The 17,726-nt window shown below is 60.9% G+C and carries 22 protein-coding genes; 14 read left to right on the top strand and 8 right to left on the bottom strand.

Annotation, left to right across the window (positions count from 1 at the left end):
• The first annotated feature begins 19 nt into the window (after window positions 1-19).
• Genes pyrR through CWC48_RS12495 form a run of 3 tightly spaced genes read left to right on the top strand, consistent with a single transcriptional unit; the run spans window position 20 to window position 2,823 of the window.
• Complete coding sequence (pyrR, locus tag CWC48_RS12505) at window positions 20-526, top strand: bifunctional pyr operon transcriptional regulator/uracil phosphoribosyltransferase PyrR (RefSeq protein WP_078050555.1); 507 nt, start codon at window positions 20-22, stop codon at window positions 524-526.
• A 24-nt stretch (window positions 527-550) separates the two neighbouring features.
• Window positions 551-1,555 (top strand): aspartate carbamoyltransferase catalytic subunit, encoded by a 1,005-nt coding sequence (locus tag CWC48_RS12500; protein ID WP_025857712.1) that lies wholly within the window; start codon window positions 551-553, stop codon window positions 1,553-1,555.
• Window positions 1,552-2,823, top strand: coding sequence for a dihydroorotase (locus tag CWC48_RS12495; protein WP_078050557.1), 1,272 nt, complete (start codon window positions 1,552-1,554; stop codon window positions 2,821-2,823). The genes CWC48_RS12500 and CWC48_RS12495 overlap by 4 nt, the downstream gene beginning before the upstream one ends.
• Window positions 2,824-2,972: 149 nt before the next feature.
• Here the strand turns inward: CWC48_RS12495 and CWC48_RS12490 are convergent, their stop codons facing one another.
• The gene (locus CWC48_RS12490) at window positions 2,973-3,383 is read right to left on the bottom strand and encodes a TM2 domain-containing protein (protein WP_177409540.1); all 411 of its coding nucleotides are present in this window, start codon (window positions 3,381-3,383) and stop codon (window positions 2,973-2,975) included.
• Window positions 3,384-3,651: 268 nt separating this feature from the next.
• Between CWC48_RS12490 and CWC48_RS12485 the strand changes: the two genes are divergently transcribed.
• On the top strand, window positions 3,652-4,290 hold the full coding sequence (locus tag CWC48_RS12485; protein ID WP_033897060.1) for a C40 family peptidase: 639 nt from the start codon (window positions 3,652-3,654) through the stop codon (window positions 4,288-4,290).
• A 139-nt stretch (window positions 4,291-4,429) separates the two neighbouring features.
• Here the strand turns inward: CWC48_RS12485 and CWC48_RS12480 are convergent, their stop codons facing one another.
• Entirely contained in the window at window positions 4,430-5,464 is a 1,035-nt protein-coding gene (locus CWC48_RS12480; protein ID WP_100491947.1) for a type IV pilus twitching motility protein PilT, read from the bottom strand.
• A 57-nt stretch (window positions 5,465-5,521) separates the two neighbouring features.
• Between CWC48_RS12480 and CWC48_RS12475 the strand changes: the two genes are divergently transcribed.
• From CWC48_RS12475 to CWC48_RS12435, 9 genes are all read left to right on the top strand, one after another.
• Window positions 5,522-6,208 (top strand): YggS family pyridoxal phosphate-dependent enzyme, encoded by a 687-nt coding sequence (locus tag CWC48_RS12475; RefSeq protein ID WP_025859577.1) that lies wholly within the window; start codon window positions 5,522-5,524, stop codon window positions 6,206-6,208.
• Window positions 6,209-6,241: 33 nt separating this feature from the next.
• On the top strand, window positions 6,242-7,060 hold the full coding sequence (gene proC / locus CWC48_RS12470; RefSeq protein ID WP_078050560.1) for a pyrroline-5-carboxylate reductase: 819 nt from the start codon (window positions 6,242-6,244) through the stop codon (window positions 7,058-7,060).
• A 9-nt stretch (window positions 7,061-7,069) separates the two neighbouring features.
• Complete coding sequence (locus tag CWC48_RS12465) at window positions 7,070-7,660, top strand: YggT family protein (RefSeq protein ID WP_058426554.1); 591 nt, start codon at window positions 7,070-7,072, stop codon at window positions 7,658-7,660.
• Window positions 7,661-7,867: 207 nt separating this feature from the next.
• Complete coding sequence (locus CWC48_RS12460; RefSeq protein ID WP_078050561.1) at window positions 7,868-9,007, top strand: homoserine O-acetyltransferase; 1,140 nt, start codon at window positions 7,868-7,870, stop codon at window positions 9,005-9,007.
• Window positions 9,008-9,014: 7 nt separating this feature from the next.
• Window positions 9,015-9,635: a methionine biosynthesis protein MetW gene (gene metW, locus CWC48_RS12455; protein ID WP_078050562.1), complete on the top strand. Its 621-nt coding sequence runs from the start codon at window positions 9,015-9,017 to the stop codon at window positions 9,633-9,635.
• 21 nt (window positions 9,636-9,656) lie between these two features.
• Window positions 9,657-10,091 carry a DUF4426 domain-containing protein gene (locus tag CWC48_RS12450; protein ID WP_078050563.1) on the top strand — a complete coding sequence of 145 codons (435 nt, stop codon included), beginning with the start codon at window positions 9,657-9,659 and terminating at the stop codon, window positions 10,089-10,091.
• On the top strand, window positions 10,088-10,684 hold the full coding sequence (gene rdgB / locus CWC48_RS12445) for an RdgB/HAM1 family non-canonical purine NTP pyrophosphatase (protein ID WP_100491946.1): 597 nt from the start codon (window positions 10,088-10,090) through the stop codon (window positions 10,682-10,684). The genes CWC48_RS12450 and rdgB overlap by 4 nt, the downstream gene beginning before the upstream one ends.
• Window positions 10,681-11,883 (top strand): radical SAM family heme chaperone HemW, encoded by a 1,203-nt coding sequence (hemW, locus tag CWC48_RS12440; RefSeq protein WP_078050565.1) that lies wholly within the window; start codon window positions 10,681-10,683, stop codon window positions 11,881-11,883. Before rdgB ends, hemW begins: the two co-directional genes overlap by 4 nt.
• A gap of 17 nt (window positions 11,884-11,900) precedes the next feature.
• Window positions 11,901-12,224 (top strand): DUF3392 domain-containing protein, encoded by a 324-nt coding sequence (locus CWC48_RS12435; RefSeq protein ID WP_058426549.1) that lies wholly within the window; start codon window positions 11,901-11,903, stop codon window positions 12,222-12,224.
• A gap of 131 nt (window positions 12,225-12,355) precedes the next feature.
• Here CWC48_RS12435 and CWC48_RS12430 read toward each other — a convergent pair whose 3' ends face one another.
• The 5 genes from CWC48_RS12430 to CWC48_RS12410 all read right to left on the bottom strand — a co-directional run bounded on the left by CWC48_RS12430 (window position 12,356) and on the right by CWC48_RS12410 (window position 15,847).
• Complete coding sequence (locus tag CWC48_RS12430; RefSeq protein WP_100490184.1) at window positions 12,356-13,288, bottom strand: transposase; 933 nt, start codon at window positions 13,286-13,288, stop codon at window positions 12,356-12,358.
• A gap of 324 nt (window positions 13,289-13,612) precedes the next feature.
• On the bottom strand, window positions 13,613-14,338 hold the full coding sequence (gene trmB / locus CWC48_RS12425) for a tRNA (guanosine(46)-N7)-methyltransferase TrmB (RefSeq protein ID WP_100491945.1): 726 nt from the start codon (window positions 14,336-14,338) through the stop codon (window positions 13,613-13,615).
• 9 nt (window positions 14,339-14,347) lie between these two features.
• A complete protein-coding gene (locus tag CWC48_RS12420; RefSeq protein WP_078050567.1) occupies window positions 14,348-15,142 on the bottom strand; it encodes a thiazole synthase in 795 nt (264 codons plus the stop codon).
• 52 nt (window positions 15,143-15,194) lie between these two features.
• Window positions 15,195-15,395, bottom strand: coding sequence for a sulfur carrier protein ThiS (thiS, locus tag CWC48_RS12415; RefSeq protein ID WP_177409485.1), 201 nt, complete (start codon window positions 15,393-15,395; stop codon window positions 15,195-15,197).
• A 71-nt stretch (window positions 15,396-15,466) separates the two neighbouring features.
• On the bottom strand, window positions 15,467-15,847 hold the full coding sequence (locus tag CWC48_RS12410; RefSeq protein ID WP_100491944.1) for a DUF423 domain-containing protein: 381 nt from the start codon (window positions 15,845-15,847) through the stop codon (window positions 15,467-15,469).
• Between the two features lie 74 nt (window positions 15,848-15,921).
• Here CWC48_RS12410 and mtgA point away from each other — a divergent pair, with 74 nt between their 5' ends.
• Window positions 15,922-16,644, top strand: a complete 723-nt coding sequence (gene mtgA, locus CWC48_RS12405) for a monofunctional biosynthetic peptidoglycan transglycosylase (protein WP_016976027.1) — start codon at window positions 15,922-15,924, stop codon at window positions 16,642-16,644.
• Window positions 16,645-16,837: 193 nt separating this feature from the next.
• On the opposite strand, the gene rpoH is transcribed toward mtgA, so the two are convergent.
• Complete coding sequence (gene rpoH / locus CWC48_RS12400; protein WP_003176698.1) at window positions 16,838-17,692, bottom strand: RNA polymerase sigma factor RpoH; 855 nt, start codon at window positions 17,690-17,692, stop codon at window positions 16,838-16,840.
• Window positions 17,693-17,726: the final 34 nt, after the last annotated feature.

The following is a 17,726-nucleotide window of genomic DNA, read 5'->3' as shown; positions in this document are numbered from 1 at the left end:
AGGCCTAGAAGGAGCACCCATGAGCCTGCCCAATCCCGCCGAACTGATCAGCCAGATGGCGACAAGCCTCACGGCGCATCTGCACCACCGTGCCATTAGCGAGCCACGTTTCATCGGTATTCGCACCGGCGGTGTGTGGGTGGCCCAGGCGCTGCTGGAAGCACTGGGCAGCGACTCACCCCTTGGCACCCTGGATGTGTCCTTCTACCGCGATGACTTCAGCCAGAACGGCCTGCACCCGCAAGTGCGCCCGTCGGCCCTGCCGTTCGAGATCGAAGGCCAGCACCTGGTGCTGATCGACGACGTGCTGATGAGCGGCCGCACCATCCGCGCCGCCATGAACGAACTGTTCGACTACGGCCGCCCGGCCAGCGTGACCCTGGTGTGCCTGCTTGACCTGGACGCCGGCGAATTGCCGATCAGCCCGGATGTGGTCGGCGCCACACTGTCGCTGCAAGCCCACCAACGGGTAAAATTGTCCGGTCCCACGCCGCTCGAACTCGAACTGCAAGACCTCGCCCTTTAAACCGCCTTGTAAAGAGTCCCCGCGATGACGCCTCTAGATGCCAAGCGCCCGCTGCAGCTCAATGCTCAGGGTCAGTTGCAACACTTCTTGTCCCTCGACGGTTTGCCCCGCGAACTGCTCACCGAAATCCTCGACACCGCCGACTCGTTCCTCGAAGTCGGAGGCCGCGCGGTGAAGAAGGTCCCGCTGCTGCGCGGCAAGACCATCTGCAATGTGTTCTTCGAGAACTCCACCCGCACCCGCACCACCTTTGAACTGGCGGCCCAGCGGCTGTCGGCCGATGTGATCACGCTGAACGTGTCCACCTCGTCGGCAAGCAAGGGCGAAACCTTACTCGACACCCTGCGCAATCTCGAAGCCATGGCCGCCGACATGTTCGTGGTACGCCACGGCGACTCCGGCGCCGCGCACTTCATCGCCGAACACGTGTGCCCGCAGGTGGCGATCATCAACGGCGGCGATGGCCGTCACGCTCACCCGACCCAGGGCATGCTCGACATGCTCACCATTCGTCGGCACAAGGGCAGCTTTGAAAACCTCTCGGTGGCCATCGTCGGCGACATCCTGCACTCGCGGGTCGCGCGCTCGAACATGCTGGCCCTGAAAACCCTGGGTTGCCCGGACATCCGCGTGATTGCACCAAAAACCCTGCTGCCAATCGGCATCGAGCAGTACGGCGTGAAGGTCTACACCGACATGACCGAAGGCCTCAAGGACGTGGACGTGGTGATCATGCTGCGCCTGCAGCGTGAACGCATGGCCGGCGGCCTGCTGCCAAGCGAAGGTGAGTTCTACCGCCTGTTCGGCCTCACCACCGCGCGCCTGGCCGGTGCCAAGCCGGATGCCATCGTGATGCACCCCGGCCCGATCAACCGTGGCGTGGAGATTGAATCGGCGGTGGCCGACGGCAACCAGTCGGTGATCCTCAACCAGGTGACCTACGGCATCGCCGTGCGCATGGCGGTGTTGTCCATGGCCATGAGCGGGCAAACCGCACAACGTCAATTCGAGCAGGAGAACGCCCAGTGAAGCTCAGCATTCTCGGCGCCCGAGTCATCGATCCGGCCAGTGGCCTGGATCACGTCACCGACCTTCATCTGGAGGCCGGCAAGATCATCGCCATCGGTGCCGCGCCCGCAGGCTTCAGCGCCAGCGAGACGATTGATGCCAAAGGCCTGGTGGCCGCGCCTGGCCTGGTCGACCTGAACGTCGCCCTGCGCGAGCCGGGTTACAGCCGCAAGGGCAACATCATCAGCGAAACCCGCGCCGCCGCAGCCGGTGGCGTGACCAGCCTGTGCTGCCCGCCGCACACCAAGCCGGTGCTGGACACCTCGGCCGTGACCGAGTTGATCCTCGACCGCGCCCGTGAGGCCGGCAACTGCAAGGTGTTCCCTATCGGCGCTTTGAGCAAAGGTTTGGAAGGCGAACAACTCGCCGAACTGATCGCCCTGCGTGACGCCGGTTGCGTGGCCTTCGGCAATGGCCTGGACAGCTTCCGCAGCAGCCGCACGCTGTGCCGCGCCCTGGAATACGCGGCCACCTTCGATTTGACGGTGATCTTCCACTCCCAGGACCGCGACCTGGCCGAAGGCGGCCTGGCCCATGAAGGCGCCGTGGCCAGCTTCCTTGGCCTGCCGGGCATTCCGGAAACCGCCGAGACCGTGGCCCTGGCCCGTGACCTGCTGCTGGTGGAACAAAGCGGTGTGCGTGCGCACTTCAGCCAACTGACCAGTGCACGAGGTGTCGCCTTGATCGCCCAGGCCCAGGCCCGTGGCTTGCCGGTCACCGCGGATGTGGCCTTGTATCAGCTGATCCTGACGGACGAGGCGCTGATCGACTTCTCCAGCCTGTACCACGTGCAACCGCCACTGCGCACCCTGGCCGACCGCGAAGGTTTGCGTGCGGCGGTCAAGTCCGGGGTGGTCTCGGCGATTTCCAGCCACCACCAGCCCCACGAGCGCGATGCCAAGCTGGCACCGTTCGGCGCGACTGAGCCGGGCATCAGCAGTGTCGAACTGTTGCTGCCGCTGGCAATGACGTTGGTAGAGGATGGGTTGCTGGACTTGCCGACGCTGCTGGCACGCCTGAGCAGCGGCCCGGCCGAGGCCTTGCGCCTGCCGGCGGGCAAGTTGGCGGTGGGTTCGGCGGCGGACCTGGTGCTGTTCGACCCGGCCAGCTCCACGGTCGCCGGCGAGCAGTGGCTGTCCAAGGGTGAAAACTGCCCGTTCATCGGCCATAGCCTGCCGGCGACGGTGCGTTACACCTTGGTAGACGGCCGCATCAGCTACCAGGCCTGATAAAACACGCCTGATGTGGACAAGGCTCATGTGGGAGCTGGCTTGCCTGCGATAGCATCACCTCGGTTTAGCTGAAAGACCGAGGTGTCTGCATCGCAGGCAAGCCAGCTCCCACACAAGCCAGCATCCATATTGGATTGTGTGCAGGCTTACCGTCCGGCGTTGCGTTCGGCATTGCGGATCGAAATCTGCGTATTCAATGTCCAGAAGTCATACAGCACCCCCACCAGGAACAAGCCGCCGGTCAGCAGGTAGATCAGGCCGGTGATCCATTTGCCCTGATACATGCGGTGCACGCCAAATACCCCCAGAAACGCCAACAGTATCCAGGCCACGTTGTATTCGATGGGGCCGGCGGTAAAACGCAGGTCCGCTTCACGGTCCATGGCCGGGATCAAGAACAGGTCGATCAACCAGCCGATTCCTAGCAAGCCGAGGGTGAAAAACCAGATCGTGCCGGTGACGGGTTTGCCGTAATAGAAGCGATGCGCCCCGGTAAAACCGAAAATCCACAGCAGGTAACCGATCACCTTGCTGTGGGTGTCTTGCTGCGAACCAATCTGTTGATAGGTGTTCATCGCGTACCTCTTTTGCCTCGATAGATAAATTTTTTCACTTTCTTTGTGACTTTTTTACAGGCGCCCGACGTACGGCAAATGGTATCTTCCCTGCCCTGAAAGCCTTATGCCACCTGACTTGTGTAGGACAATTGCGGCGAATCGTCGCGTTTTTCCTGATTTTGACGTCAAGGTTCAGTCGACAAACGGCCTGAGAACGACACAAAAAGCTGTTATAAAGTTGCGCGCAAACCCATAAGAGCCACGCCTAATGCGACCATTTTTCAAGACATGGCTAACCATTTGCCTATTAATGCCACTGGCCGCCCACGCCACCAATCGTGAGCAACGACTTCCTAACGTTAACGGTTTCACCCCTAAAGTCCACAGCACGCCAAGCACCGCCAAGTCGGTCAAGCTGACCGTCAACCGCCCGACTCAACTGAGCAAGGCCCATAACGGTAAAGCAGTTCCGGGCCTGGTTGGCGTCAACACCAAGCAGAGCAGCACCGTCCTCAGCCGCGCCGTCAACGTGCTCGGTACTCCTTATCGTTGGGGCGGCAGCAGCCCAAGTAAAGGGTTCGACTGCAGTGGCTTGGTGAAATATGCGTTTAACGACGTAGCAGCCGTGGATTTGCCGCGCACCTCCAACGCCATGGCCGCCGGCCACGGGCAGAAGGTTGATCGCAAGGACCTGAAACCCGGCGACCTGCTGTTCTTCAAACTGAAGAGCCGCCAGGTGAACCACGTTGCCATCTACCTGGGTAACGACCGTTTCATCCACGCGCCGCGTCGTGGCAAGTCGGTGAGCATCGACACCCTGAAGAAACCGTTCTGGGACAAGAACTACGTGATTGCCAAGCGGGTGCTCCCAAAAGAGCAGAATAACTTGCGGGTCGTTCAGCGCTGATTTCAGACTGAAATGCAGTACCCAATGTGGGAGCGGGCTTGCTCGCGAAAGCGGTGGATCAGTCGATTATTTGTTGACTGACACTCCGCATTCGCGAGCAAGCCCGCTCCCACATTTGATTTACATCGTTCTTAATGCCTCATAGGTCTGCTGGCACCCTCGCTTTCTCCCGCGCCTCTTCCCGGCTGATCACCCCGCCCACAACCAGCGCCTTCAAGCTCATATCCAGTGTCTTCATCCCCAACGCCCCACCCGTCTGTATCGCTGAAACCATCTGCGCCACCTTGTCCTCCCGGATCAAGTTCCGAATGGCCGGCGTGCCCAGCATGATTTCATGGGCCGCCACGCGTCCGCCGCCAATCATCTTTACCAGCACTTGGGACACCACCGCCTGCAACGACTCCGACAACATCGAGCGGACCATGGCCTTTTCCCCAGCCGGAAACACGTCCACCAGCCGGTCTACGGTCTTTGCCGCTGAACTGGTGTGCAGCGTGCCAAACACCAGGTGCCCGGTTTCAGCCGCCGTCAGCGCGAGGCGGATGGTATCCAGGTCGCGCAGTTCGCCCACCAGGATCACATCAGGGTCTTCCCGAAGGGCGGAGCGCAGGGCGGTGGAAAAGTCATGGGTATCCCGGTGCACCTGGCGCTGGTTGATCAGGGCGGTCTTGGGGGTGTGGATAAATTCGATGGGGTCTTCGAGGGTGAGGATGTGCTGGCGCCGATGCTGATTGAGATAATCGATCATCGCCGCCAGGGTGGTGGACTTGCCCGAGCCGGTCGGGCCGGTAACCAGTACCAAGCCCCGTGGCAATTGGGCGATACGCCGGAACACCTCGCCAAGGCCAAGGCTCTCCAGGCTCCGGACCTCGGACGGGATGGTGCGAAATACCGCGCCCATGCCGCGATTCTGTTGGAACACGTTGGCCCGGAATCGCGCTACGCCGGGCAGTTCGAAGGCGAAATCTGTTTCTAGAGATGTTTCGAAATCTTTTTGTTGGTACTGATTGAGCAACGGGCTCAATAAGTCCGCCACTTGCGACGATGAAAGCACCGGCCAATCCAGCGGCCAGACCTCGCCATCCACGCGCAGCATCGGCGCCAGGCCGGCCGACAAGTGCAGGTCGGAAGCGCCACGGCGCACACTGGCCGTGAGTAATTCAGTGATATCCATAGGGCTTTCCATTTCCAGTAGAATGCCGCGGACTCCATATCCACGGGCGCATCTTGAATGTCGACGATAGCAGACAACATCGGCCAGGTTAGCCAGCGCATCCGCGCCGCTGCCGACGCCGTGCAACGTGACGCAAGCAGCATCCACCTGCTGGCCGTGAGCAAGACCAAACCCGCGCAGGCGGTGCGCGAAGCCTATGCCGCCGGCATGCGCGACTTTGGCGAGAACTATCTGCAGGAAGCCCTGGGCAAACAGGCCGAATTAACCGACCTGCCCTTGAGTTGGCACTTCATCGGCCCCATTCAATCGAACAAGACGCGCGCTATCGCCGAGAACTTCGCTTGGGTGCATTCCGTGGACCGCCTCAAAATTGCACAACGCCTGTCCGAACAACGCCCGGCCGACCTGCCACCGCTGAACATCTGCATTCAGGTCAATGTCAGTGGCGAAGCCAGCAAGTCCGGCTGTACGCCCGCCGACCTGCCGGCATTGGCAAACGCCATCAGCGCCCTGCCGCGCCTGAAGCTGCGTGGCCTGATGGCCATTCCCGAGCCGACCGAAGATCGTGCCGCGCAAGACGCAGCGTTCGCCGCTGTTCGCGACCTGCAAAACAGCCTGAACCTGCCGTTGGACACACTTTCCATGGGCATGAGCCATGACCTTGAGTCGGCCATCGCCCAAGGCGCCACCTGGGTGCGGATCGGTACCGCCCTGTTTGGCGCCCGCGACTACGGCCAGCCATGAAATGGCTGACTTCCCTCTGAGTAAGGACCTGTCATGAGCAACACGCGTATTGCCTTTATCGGCGCCGGTAACATGGCGGCCAGCCTGATCGGTGGCCTGCGGGCCAAGGGCCTGGACGCCGCGCAGATTCGCGCCAGCGACCCGGGCGCCGACACCCGTGCCCGCGTCAGCGCCGAGCACGGCATTGAAACCTTTGCCGACAACGCCGAGGCCATCCGTGGCGTCGATGTGATCGTGCTGGCAGTGAAGCCGCAGGCCATGAAGGCCGTGTGCGAAAGCCTGCGCCCGAGCCTGCAGCCGCAGCAGTTGGTGGTGTCCATCGCCGCCGGCATTACCTGCGCCAGCATGAAAAACTGGCTGGGCGCCCAGCCGATCGTGCGTTGCATGCCCAACACCCCCGCCCTGGTCAGCCAAGGCGTGAGTGGCCTGTATGCCACCAACGAAGTGAGCGCCGAACAACGCGACCAGGCGCAAGAGCTGCTGTCCGCCGTGGGCATCGCCCTGTGGCTGGAGCAGGAGCAGCAACTGGACGCGGTCACCGCCGTCTCCGGCAGCGGCCCGGCGTATTTCTTCCTGCTGATCGAAGCCATGACCGCCGCCGGCGTGAAACTGGGCCTGCCCAAGGACGTGGCCGAGCAACTGGCCGAGCAGACCGCCCTGGGCGCCGCACATATGGCGGTTGCCAGCGACGTGGACGCGGCCGAGTTGCGCCGTCGCGTGACCTCCCCCGGCGGCACCACGCAGGCGGCCATCGAGTCGTTCCAGGCCGGGGGCTTTGAAGCCCTGGTGGAAAAAGCATTGGGTGCCGCTGCGCACCGCTCGGCGGAACTCGCCGAACAACTGGGCAAATAAGGAGCCAACATGATTGGTTTGAATACCGCAGCCGTCTACGTGCTGCAAACCCTCGGCAGCCTGTACCTGCTGATCGTACTGATGCGTTTCGTGCTGCAACTGGTGCGCGCGAACTTCTACAACCCGCTGTGCCAGTTCATCGTCAAGGCTACCCAGCCGCTGCTCAAGCCGTTGCGCCGGATCATCCCGAGCCTGTTCGGCCTGGACATGTCATCGCTGGTGCTGGCGATCCTGGTGCAGTTGGCCTTGATGGCGCTGACCCTGCTGCTGACCTACGGCACCACCGGCAACTTCGTACAACTGCTGATCTGGGCCATCATCGGCGTGACCGCGCTGTTCCTGAAGATCTTCTTCTTCGCCTTGATCATCAGCGTAATCCTGTCCTGGGTCGCCCCGGGTAGCCACAACCCTGGCGCCGAGCTGGTGAACCAGATCTGCGAACCGGCCCTGGCGCCGTTCCGCCGCCTGCTGCCGAACCTGGGAGGCCTGGATATCTCGCCGATCCTGGCGTTCATGGTGCTCAAGTTGCTGGACATGCTGGTGATCAACAACCTGGCGGCAATGACCATGATGCCGGACATTCTGCGCCTGCTGATCTAACGTTTGGCGCAGTATCGTGTGGGAGCTGGCTTGCCTGCGATAGCGGTGTATTAGTCGACGAACGGGTCGATTGGCACACCGCCATCGCAGGCAAGCCAGCTCCCACATTTTGTATCTGTGTGTTGAATTCAATCCGCGCAGGCCTTTGCTTGCCGCTGGGGTTCCCGCTCTTTAGACTTACGCCTCATTTAAACGAGAGCAGGGTCGATGCCAGCTGCCTTTCCCCCCGATTCTGTTGGACTGGTCGTGCCCCAAGTGGCGCACTTCAGCGAACCGCTGGCCCTGGCCTGCGGCCGTTCGCTGCCTGCCTACGACCTGATCTATGAAACCTACGGCCAACTGAACGCCACGGCGAGCAACGCCGTGCTGATCTGCCACGCTTTGTCCGGCCATCATCATGCCGCCGGTTTTCACTCGGTCGACGACCGCAAGCCCGGCTGGTGGGACAGTTGCATCGGCCCCGGCAAGCCCATCGACACCAACAAGTTCTTCGTGGTCAGCCTGAACAACCTCGGCGGCTGCAACGGTTCCACCGGCCCGAGCAGTATCAACCCGGAAACCGGCAAGCCGTTCGGCGCAGATTTCCCGGTACTGACCGTGGAAGACTGGGTGCACAGCCAGGCCCGCCTCGCCGACTTGCTCGGCATCCAGCAGTGGGCCGCCGTGATCGGCGGCAGCCTGGGCGGGATGCAAGCCCTGCAATGGACCATCACTTACCCGGACCGTGTGCGCCATTGCCTGGCCATCGCCTCGGCCCCCAAGCTGTCGGCGCAGAACATCGCCTTCAACGAAGTGGCGCGCCAGGCAATCCTGACCGACCCGGAGTTCCACGGTGGTTCGTTCCAGGAAGCCGGTGTGATCCCCAAGCGCGGCCTGATGCTGGCGCGGATGGTCGGGCACATCACCTACCTGTCCGATGACTCCATGGGCGAGAAATTCGGCCGTGGCCTCAAGAGTGAAAAGCTCAACTACGACTTCCACAGCGTCGAGTTCCAGGTGGAAAGCTACCTGCGTTATCAGGGCGAGGAGTTCTCCGGGCGTTTTGACGCCAACACCTATTTGCTGATGACCAAGGCCCTGGATTATTTCGACCCGGCCGCCAACCACGACGATGACCTGGCAAAAACCTTCGAAGGCGCCACGGCCAAGTTCTGCGTGATGTCATTCACCACCGACTGGCGTTTCTCGCCGGCGCGTTCGCGCGAGCTGGTGGATGCGCTGATGGCCGCGCGCAAAGATGTCTGCTACCTGGAGATCGATGCTCCGCAAGGCCACGATGCCTTCCTGATTCCGATCCCGCGTTACTTGCAGGCGTTCGGCAATTACATGAACCGGATTACTGTGTGAGAACGCCATGAGAGCCGACCTGGAAATCATCCAAGAATGGATCCCCGCCGGCAGCCGCGTGCTCGACCTGGGCTGCGGTGATGGCGAACTGCTGAGCTGGCTGCGCGACAACAAGCAAGTCACCGGCTATGGCCTGGAAAACGACCCGGACAACATCGCCCAGTGCGTGGCCAAGGGCATCAACGTGATCGAGCAGGACCTGGACAAGGGCCTGGGCAACTTTGCCAGCAACAGCTTCGACATCGTGGTGATGACCCAGGCCCTGCAGGCGGTGCACTACCCGGACCGCATCCTCGACGAGATGCTGCGCGTCGGCCGCCAGTGCATCATCACCTTCCCCAACTTCGGCCACTGGCGCTGCCGCTGGTACCTGGCCACCAAGGGTCGCATGCCGGTGTCGGACTTCCTGCCGTACACGTGGTACAACACGCCGAACATCCACTTCTGCACCTTCGAAGACTTCGAAGCCCTGTGCAGTGAGCGTGAAGCCAAGGTGATCAACCGCCTTGCCGTCGATCAACAGCACCGCCACGGCTGGGCGAGTAAACTATGGCCCAACCTGTTGGGCGAAATTGGTATTTACCGGGTCAGCAGTCCTGGCCTGACCGACCACAAGATTGCCGTCTAATCATCTTCAAGAGGGACGCTCATGAGTCGTTTGGCTATTTTTCTATTGACCGCCTGCCTGGGCGCCAGCGCCGTGGCCGCAGACGCAATAGACGCTAACCGCAAGAAAGACTTCGGTGACATCACCGTGCACTACAACACGTTCACCTCCAGCTTCCTGCAACCGGAAACTGCCCAGGCAGTCGGCGTGGTACGCAGCAAGGAGAAGGGCCTGATCAACGTGACCGTGATCAAGGGCGTAACCCCGGTGGCCGCGCAAGTGACGGGCACCATCAAGGATCTGGGCGGCAAGAGCGAGATCCTCACCTTCAAGCAAATCAACGAAAAAGGTGGCATCAATTATCTCGCGCCCTACGCCGTGACCCAGCGGGAATACAAGACATTTACCATCAACGTTGAAACCGGCGGCAAAGCCCATAGCTTCCAATTCAACCAGGAACTGTTTCCGGCGGAATGATGAACCTTACCCAACTCGTACTCGCCAGCCATAACGCCGGCAAACTCAAAGAACTGCAAGCCATGCTCGGCGACGCCGTGCAGTTGCGCTCGATTGGCGAGTTCAGCCAGGTGGAGCCGGAAGAGACCGGCCTGTCGTTCGTCGAGAACGCCATCCTCAAGGCGCGTAATGCTGCACGCCTCTCCGGCCTGCCGGCGCTGGCGGATGACTCGGGCCTGGCGGTCGACTATCTCGGTGGTGCGCCGGGTATCTACTCGGCGCGCTACGCCAATGGCCAGGGCGACGCCGCCAACAACGCCAAGCTGCTGGATGCGCTCAAGGACGTGCCCGACGCCGAGCGCGGCGCGCAGTTCGTCTGCGTGCTGGCCCTGGTTCGGCATGCCGATGACCCGCTGCCGATCCTCTGCGAAGGCGTGTGGCACGGGCGCATCCTGCATGCGGCCAGCGGTGAGCATGGGTTTGGCTATGACCCGCTGTTTTGGGTGCCTGAGCGTAACGTTTCCAGCGCCGAACTGAACCCCGCCGACAAGAACCAGATCAGTCACCGCGCCCGCGCAATGGATTTGCTGCGCCAACGCCTGAGCCTGAAATGACCCAGAACACCTCTGCGCAGCCGCTGATCCACGGTGGCGCGCAAACACCTCGGGCGGCCTTGCCTGTGCTGCCGCCCCTGGCGCTGTATATCCACATCCCGTGGTGCGTGCGCAAATGCCCCTATTGCGACTTCAACTCCCACACCGCCAGTAAAGTACTGCCGGAAGAAGAGTATGTGGACGCCCTGTTGGCCGACCTCGATCAGGACCTGCATGCGGTTTACGGCCGCGAGCTGAGCTCGATCTTCTTTGGTGGCGGTACGCCAAGCCTGTTCAGCGCCGCTGCGCTGGGCCGCCTGCTCCAGGGCGTGGAAGCGCGTATCCCGTTTGCCAGCGATATCGAGATCACCCTGGAAGCCAACCCCGGGACGTTCGAGCAAGAAAAATTCGTCGCGTACCGCAAGCTGGGCATCAACCGCCTGTCCATTGGCATCCAGAGTTTCCAGCAGGAAAAGCTCCAGGCCCTGGGGCGCATCCATAATGGCGATGAGGCCGTGCGCGCTGCCGGCATGGCACGCCAGGCCGGCTTTGATAACTTCAACCTGGACCTGATGCACGGTTTGCCCGATCAGTCCCTGGACGACGCCCTCGGCGACTTGCGCCAAGCCATCGCGCTGAAGCCGACGCACTTGTCCTGGTACCAGCTGACCCTGGAACCCAACACCGTGTTCTGGAACCAGCCGCCTGCGCTGCCGGAAGACGATACGTTATGGGACATTCAGGAAGCCGGCCAGGCGCTGCTCGCTGAACACGGTTATGCGCAATATGAAGTGTCGGCCTATGCCCAAGCGGGTCGACCGGCGCGGCATAACCTCAATTACTGGAGCTTCGGTGACTTCATTGGCATCGGCGCCGGCGCCCATGGCAAGCTCAGCCACCCGGACGGACGCATCGTGCGCACCTGGAAGACCCGGGCGCCGAAGGACTACCTCAACCCGGCCAAAAGCTTCCAGGCCGGCGCGAAAGAACTGACCAACGAAGAACTGCCATTCGAGTTCCTGATGAACGCCCTGCGCCTCACCGAAGGTGTCGACGCCAGGCTCTACGCCGAGCGTACCGGCCTCGACCTGGCGAGCCTCGATGAAGGCCGCCGCGAGGCAGAACAAAGTGGCTTAATGCAGGTCGAACCGTCACGCCTGGCGGCGACCGACCGCGGGCAACTCTTTCTCAATGACCTGTTGCAGAAGTTTTTGAGCTGACGCTCTAAGGAAATCGAATGGATTTGGTACTCGACCTGCTCGCCACCGTATCCCGCTGGAGCCGCAGCAACCTGTCGGAAATCTCCCTTGCCCTTGTGGGCTGCCTGCTGGTGCTGTTCGGCGCCGATATCAAGGGGTGGATCGAAGCACGCCTGGGCAGCATCGCAGGCGCGTTGCGCGTCCCGCTGATGGCGTTGGTGTGCATGATCGGCAGCGGCGCGGCGTTGATCTATGCCACGCCGTGGATTGTGCGGGGGTTGAGCCAGTTCAATAACTACAGCCTGGCACCGGTGTTGATCGTGGTGCTTGTATTGATTGGCGTCGTCGCAGACCGCCGCTGACTCCCACGCCAACGCAGATACACATGTGGGAGCAACTGTCTTGATGACCATATCTTGGCCATCGCTTTCAAAGACAGCCAAACTCCCACAGCTTCAAGCCGTGTGACCTTCAACGACACATCGCTGCCGATTTAGGCAGCGTGTTCTTTCCATTCAGTCCTATCACGCAGCATTGCGTTCAGCCGGATTAACAAAACACGCATGCATGCGATTAGCGCAACTTTTGCGCATTTTCCTTTGCCACGCAGTGCTTTATAGCGTGCCTGGAATTCAGGCTGGTCCCGAATGACGACCCAGCAGGCCATGTATAGCGAGCGACGTGCGGAAAACCTTCCGCCACGAATGTGACGCGCGCCTATGTGCTTCCCACTGTCGTTGTTATACGGCGCGAGGCCCGCTAGGGCAGCGATCGGACGCTTGCCAACCTCACCCAACTCCGGCAGGTATGCCATAAGGCTAGCCGCCGTAACGAGCCCGATCCCCTTAACTGAACACAGGCGTTCGACTTTTTCGCGATCTAACACGTTGGCGCTTTGACGAATCAACTGATCTATCGCGTTCACAGCCTTGATCAGGTAGTCGATATGACTCTGCAACGCTGGTTTTACTACGTCGCATGAGGCCGTTTTCAGGCGCCTTTTGTCATCGTCTCTCTGCTGAATAAAGTTTTCTCGCTGTTGGACTAACGCGCGCAACTCGTCATGTTTCGGGCTGGTGATTCGGCTGTTTGGCGAGTCGAGTACCGCTGCGAACTGTGCAAGGGACTTTGCATCTATCGGGTCGGTTTTGGCTTGTTGGCCCATCGCCGTGGAAAAACTCTTGGCTCGACGGGGATTGATGCAGATGACGTTGAGGCCCGCAGCCTGGAGCGCCTTCATGACTTTGCGCTCGTAACCGCCAGTGGCCTCCAACAGCACGCGACCGACCTGGTGAAGCAATAGCCACCCAATCAACCCAGGGAAATCATCTTCGGCGTTAGCGCAACTTACCCCAACGTCAATCAGATTAACTCGAGCCTCAAGGCTGTCCTTGGAAACATCAATGCCTGCTGGATAGGAAAACATAGCCAAACCCTCTTACACTCAAAGTGAGAGCGCTCTGGCTTGGCCCACGCTTGTAACTGTTCGAGGTGGGCTCGTTCAACTGTTCGGGCTCATGTCCAGAGCGGAGAAGTGAGTGGCAGCATGGGCTCCCACACGTGCTTTAAGCACTTCGGGCATTCAGCTTGCCACTCACCCTCTCACCTTCAGCTTAATCCTGTCTCAAGACACAAGCGGGCTTGCTCGCGAATGGGGTCGATCAGTCAATATCTCCAGTGACTGACACTCCGCATTCGCGAGCAAGCCCGCTCCCACATTTTTTTGACCGCATTCCAAACCAACGGTTTGTCAGTCAACCTTCTCAAACTTCAGATCCCACACCCCATGCCCCAACCGCTCGCCGCGGCGTTCGAACTTGGTAATCGGGCGCTCAGCCGGGCGTGGTACGCATTTGCCGTCTTCGGCGAGGTTGCGGTAGCCGGGGGCGACGTTCATCACTTCCAGCATGTATTCCGCGTAGGGTTCCCAGTCGGTAGCCATGTGCAGGATGCCGCCCACCTTGAGCTTGCTGCGCACCAGCTCCGCGAAGGAGGCCCGGACGATGCGGCGCTTGTGGTGACGGGCTTTATGCCATGGGTCGGGGAAGAACAGCATCAGGCGGTCAAGGCTGTTGTCGGCGATGCAGCGGTTGAGCACTTCGATCGCGTCGCAGTCATACACACGCAGGTTGGTCAGCCCTTGGGTCAACACACCGTTGAGCAGCGCGCCGACACCGGGGCGGTGGACTTCCACGCCGATGAAATCCTGGTCCGGCGCGGCGGCGGCCATTTCCAGCAAGGAGTTGCCCATGCCAAAGCCGATTTCCAGGGAGCGCGGGGCCGAACGGCCGAACACCTGGTCGTAATCCACCGGCGCATCGGCCAATGGCAGCACGAACAGCGGCGTACCTTGCTCCAGGCCCTTTTGCTGGCCTTCGGTCATGCGACCGGCGCGCATCACAAAACTCTTGATGCGGCGGTGCTTGGACTCGTCGCCTGCTTCCAGGGTGTTCGGCGTTTCGTTTGATTCAGTCATCAATGGCTCTTACTTGATCAGACCATCCAGCGGCGAGGAGGCGCTGGCGTAGAGTTTTTTCGGCATGCGACCGGCGAGGTAGGCCAGGCGGCCCGCGACGATGGCGTGGTTCATGGCTTCGGCCATCATGATCGGTTGCTGGGCATGGGCGATGGCCGAGTTCATCAGCACTGCGTCGCAGCCCAGCTCCATGGCGATGGTTGCGTCGGAGGCCGTGCCCACGCCCGCATCCACCAGCACCGGGATCTTGGCTTCTTCGAGGATGATCTGCAGGTTGTACGGGTTGCAGATACCCAGGCCGGAACCGATCAGGCCGGCCAGCGGCATCACGGCGATGCAGCCGATTTCCGCCAATTGGCGCGCAATGATTGGGTCATCGCTGGTGTAGACCATCACGTCGAAGCCTTCCTTGACCAGGGTTTCGGCGGCCTTGAGAGTTTCGATCACGTTGGGGAACAGGGTTTTCTGGTCGGCGAGCACTTCCAGCTTCACCAAGTTGTGGCCGTCGAGCAGCTCACGGGCCAGGCGGCAGGTGCGCACGGCTTCGATGGCGTCGTAGCAACCCGCAGTGTTCGGCAGGAAGGTGTAGCGATCCGGCGACAGCACTTCGAGCAGGTTCGGCTCGCCTTCGATCTGGCCAAGGTTGGTGCGGCGCACGGCGAAGGTGACGATCTCAGCGCCCGAGGCTTCGATAGCCAGGCGGGTTTCTTCCATGTCGCGGTACTTGCCGGTGCCGACCAGCAGACGGGACTGGTAGGTACGACCGGCCAGGACGAAGGGCTTGTCGTTACGAACGATGCTCATGGGAAATCCTCGAAATGGGGTGAGGTTCTGCAGAATTCAGGAAGCTGCGCGATCAGCCGCCGCCAATGGCGTGGACCACTTCGACCTGATCACCTTCGGTGAGCGCGGTCTCGGCGTGCTGGCTACGCGGGACGATATCCAGGTTGAGCTCCACTGCAACGCGACGCTCGGTCAAGTCCAGGCGGGTCAGCAGGGCCGCAACGGTTTCACCGTCGGGCAGTTCAAAGGATTCGCCGTTCAACTGAATGCGCATGCCACGGGCCGCCATCGTTTTAAGGGGCCAGCATTCTAGCTCGATTGGGACCTAAAGGTCAGCTCCAAGCGTCAAGCGGTCAGCTGCAAGCGCCAGGCAGCAAGGCCGAGGAAAAACCAACCAAGCAGGAACGCCAGGCCGCCAAATGGCGTGATGATCCCGAGTTTGCTGATGCCGGTCATGGTCAGCACGTACAGGCTACCGGAGAACAGCAGAATGCCGACGGTAAACGAAATACCCGCCCAGCTGACCAACCGGCCAGGAATATGCGCCGCCAGCAGCGCCACGCCAAACAGCGCCAGGGCGTGCACCAGTTGGTAGGTCACGCCGGTGTGGAAGATCGCCAGGTAGTCGGCGCTCAGGCGGTTTTTCAGGCCGTGGGCGGCAAAAGCGCCGAGGGCAACACCGGTAAAGCCGAAAAACGCGGCCAGCATCAGAAAGCTTCGCAGCATGAGGAACTCCAGTCAGACTCAAAGGGCCGGGTCTGTATAATGGCCCGCTCAACGGGTTCGGCCAAGCCATCTCTATGCTGCGTCTCCTCTTCAAACGCTTTCTCAACGTCGTGAAATGGTTTGCCATCGGCAGTGTGCTGCTGGTGCTGCTGTTTCGTGTCGTCCCGCCGCCCTTCACCGCGCTGATGGTGGAGCGCAAGGTCGAATCCTGGTTCGACGGCGAACCCATTGACCTGCAGCGCAGCTGGGTGCCGTGGGACGAGATCTCCGATGACCTCAAAGTGGCGGTGATGGCCGGTGAAGACCAGCGTTTCCCGCAGCATTGGGGTTTTGACTTCGGCGCAATCCAGGCCGCCATCCTGCACAACGAGCGCGGCGGCTCGATTCGCGGCGCCAGTACATTGAGCCAGCAGGTGTCGAAAAACCTGTTCCTGTGGGCCGGCCGCAGTTATTTGCGCAAAGGCCTGGAGGCGTGGTTCACCGGGTTGATCGAGGTGCTGTGGCCCAAGCAACGGATCCTTGAGGTGTACCTCAACAGCGTGGAGTGGGATGAAGGTGTGTTCGGCGCGGAAGCGGCGGCGCGGCATCACTTTGGGGTGAGTGCCAAGGGATTATCGCGACAGCAGGCCAGCTATTTGGCTGCTGTACTGCCTAACCCGAGGGTGTGGAGCGCCAGTCACCCGACGGCGTATGTGGCGAGGCGAGCGGCTTGGATTCGCCAGCAGATGAGCCAGTTGGGTGGGGATGGGTATCTGGTTGAGCTGAACAACTCACGCAAAGCACCCTGGTCCGACTGACACCCCGCGGTTCCTGTGGGAGCTGGCTTGCCTGCGATATCGGTGGGTCAGTCAACAGTTGTCTTGGCTGACACGGCCTCATCGCAGGCAAGCCAGCTCCCACCTTAAATCGAGTTGACCTGAGACTCTTTGAGCACAAACAAAAATGCCCCGATCTTCCGATCGGGGCATTTTTTTATCTTTTCGCAGCGTTTTAGGCGGCGATCGACAATTTCAGCTTGTTCATCGCGCTTTTCTCGAGCTGACGAATCCGCTCGGCCGACACGTTGTACTTCTGCGCCAGGTCGTGCAGCGTGGCTTTTTCTTCTGCCAGCCAGCGCTGGTAGAGGATGTCACGGCTGCGGTCGTCCAGCACTTCCAGCGCTTCATGCAGGTTGTGGTTGGAGTTGTCGCTCCAGTCGGCGTCTTCCAGTTGACGCGCCGGGTCGTACCGGTGGTCTTCCAGGTAGTTGGCCGGCGATTGGAAGGCGCTGTCGTCGTCCGCTTCGGCGGCCGGGTCGAAGGCCATGTCATGGCCGGTCAGGCGGCTTTCCATCTCGCGCACTTCACGAGGTTCCACGCCCAGGCTTTCGGCCACACGGTGAACTTCCTCGTTATTCAGCCACGCCAGGCGTTTTTTCTGGCTGCGCAGGTTGAAGAACAGCTTGCGCTGGGCCTTGGTGGTCGCGACTTTCACAATGCGCCAGTTGCGCAGGATGAACTCGTGGATTTCCGCCTTGATCCAGTGCACGGCAAACGACACCAAGCGCACACCCATTTCAGGGTTGAAGCGCTTTACCGCCTTCATCAGGCCGACGTTGCCTTCCTGGATCAGGTCAGCCTGGGCCAGGCCGTAGCCGCTGTAGCTACGGGCAATATGTACAACAAAACGCAGGTGGGCGAGCACCATCTGCCGAGCCGCCCCCAAATCCTGCTCATAGTAGAGACTCTCGGCCAGTTCACGCTCCTGCTCGGGCGTCAGCAATGGAATGCTGTTTACCGTATGCACATAGGCTTCCAGGTTCGCACCCGGGACCAAGGCATAAGCAGGTTGCAAAGAAGTGGTCATACGAAAAAACCTCCGACTCACATAACTCGTGCAG

It is taken from the genome of Pseudomonas sp. S10E 269 (assembly GCF_002798465.1).
Classification (GTDB): Bacteria; Pseudomonadota; Gammaproteobacteria; order Pseudomonadales; family Pseudomonadaceae; genus Aquipseudomonas; species Aquipseudomonas pergaminensis.
This window is presented reverse-complemented; position numbering and strand designations above follow the sequence as displayed.

Bases quoted from the DNA above. Each gene is read 5' to 3' on its own strand.
- pyrR (WP_078050555.1), top strand. From the start codon at position 20: ATGAGCCTGCCCAATCCCGCCGAACTGATCAGCCAGATGGCGACAAGC.
- CWC48_RS12500 (WP_025857712.1), top strand. From the start codon at position 551: ATGACGCCTCTAGATGCCAAGCGCCCGCTGCAGCTCAATGCTCAGGGT.
- CWC48_RS12485 (WP_033897060.1), top strand. From the start codon at position 3,652: ATGCGACCATTTTTCAAGACATGGCTAACCATTTGCCTATTAATGCCA.
- CWC48_RS12480 (WP_100491947.1), bottom strand. From the start codon at position 5,464: ATGGATATCACTGAATTACTCACGGCCAGTGTGCGCCGTGGCGCTTCC.
- CWC48_RS12475 (WP_025859577.1), top strand. From the start codon at position 5,522: ATGTCGACGATAGCAGACAACATCGGCCAGGTTAGCCAGCGCATCCGC.
- proC (WP_078050560.1), top strand. From the start codon at position 6,242: ATGAGCAACACGCGTATTGCCTTTATCGGCGCCGGTAACATGGCGGCC.
- CWC48_RS12465 (WP_058426554.1), top strand. From the start codon at position 7,070: ATGATTGGTTTGAATACCGCAGCCGTCTACGTGCTGCAAACCCTCGGC.
- CWC48_RS12460 (WP_078050561.1), top strand. From the start codon at position 7,868: ATGCCAGCTGCCTTTCCCCCCGATTCTGTTGGACTGGTCGTGCCCCAA.
- metW (WP_078050562.1), top strand. From the start codon at position 9,015: ATGAGAGCCGACCTGGAAATCATCCAAGAATGGATCCCCGCCGGCAGC.
- CWC48_RS12450 (WP_078050563.1), top strand. From the start codon at position 9,657: ATGAGTCGTTTGGCTATTTTTCTATTGACCGCCTGCCTGGGCGCCAGC.
- rdgB (WP_100491946.1), top strand. From the start codon at position 10,088: ATGATGAACCTTACCCAACTCGTACTCGCCAGCCATAACGCCGGCAAA.
- hemW (WP_078050565.1), top strand. From the start codon at position 10,681: ATGACCCAGAACACCTCTGCGCAGCCGCTGATCCACGGTGGCGCGCAA.
- CWC48_RS12435 (WP_058426549.1), top strand. From the start codon at position 11,901: ATGGATTTGGTACTCGACCTGCTCGCCACCGTATCCCGCTGGAGCCGC.
- CWC48_RS12430 (WP_100490184.1), bottom strand. From the start codon at position 13,288: ATGTTTTCCTATCCAGCAGGCATTGATGTTTCCAAGGACAGCCTTGAG.
- trmB (WP_100491945.1), bottom strand. From the start codon at position 14,338: ATGACTGAATCAAACGAAACGCCGAACACCCTGGAAGCAGGCGACGAG.
- CWC48_RS12420 (WP_078050567.1), bottom strand. From the start codon at position 15,142: ATGAGCATCGTTCGTAACGACAAGCCCTTCGTCCTGGCCGGTCGTACC.
- thiS (WP_177409485.1), bottom strand. From the start codon at position 15,395: ATGCGCATTCAGTTGAACGGCGAATCCTTTGAACTGCCCGACGGTGAA.
- CWC48_RS12410 (WP_100491944.1), bottom strand. From the start codon at position 15,847: ATGCTGCGAAGCTTTCTGATGCTGGCCGCGTTTTTCGGCTTTACCGGT.
- mtgA (WP_016976027.1), top strand. From the start codon at position 15,922: ATGCTGCGTCTCCTCTTCAAACGCTTTCTCAACGTCGTGAAATGGTTT.
- rpoH (WP_003176698.1), bottom strand. From the start codon at position 17,692: ATGACCACTTCTTTGCAACCTGCTTATGCCTTGGTCCCGGGTGCGAAC.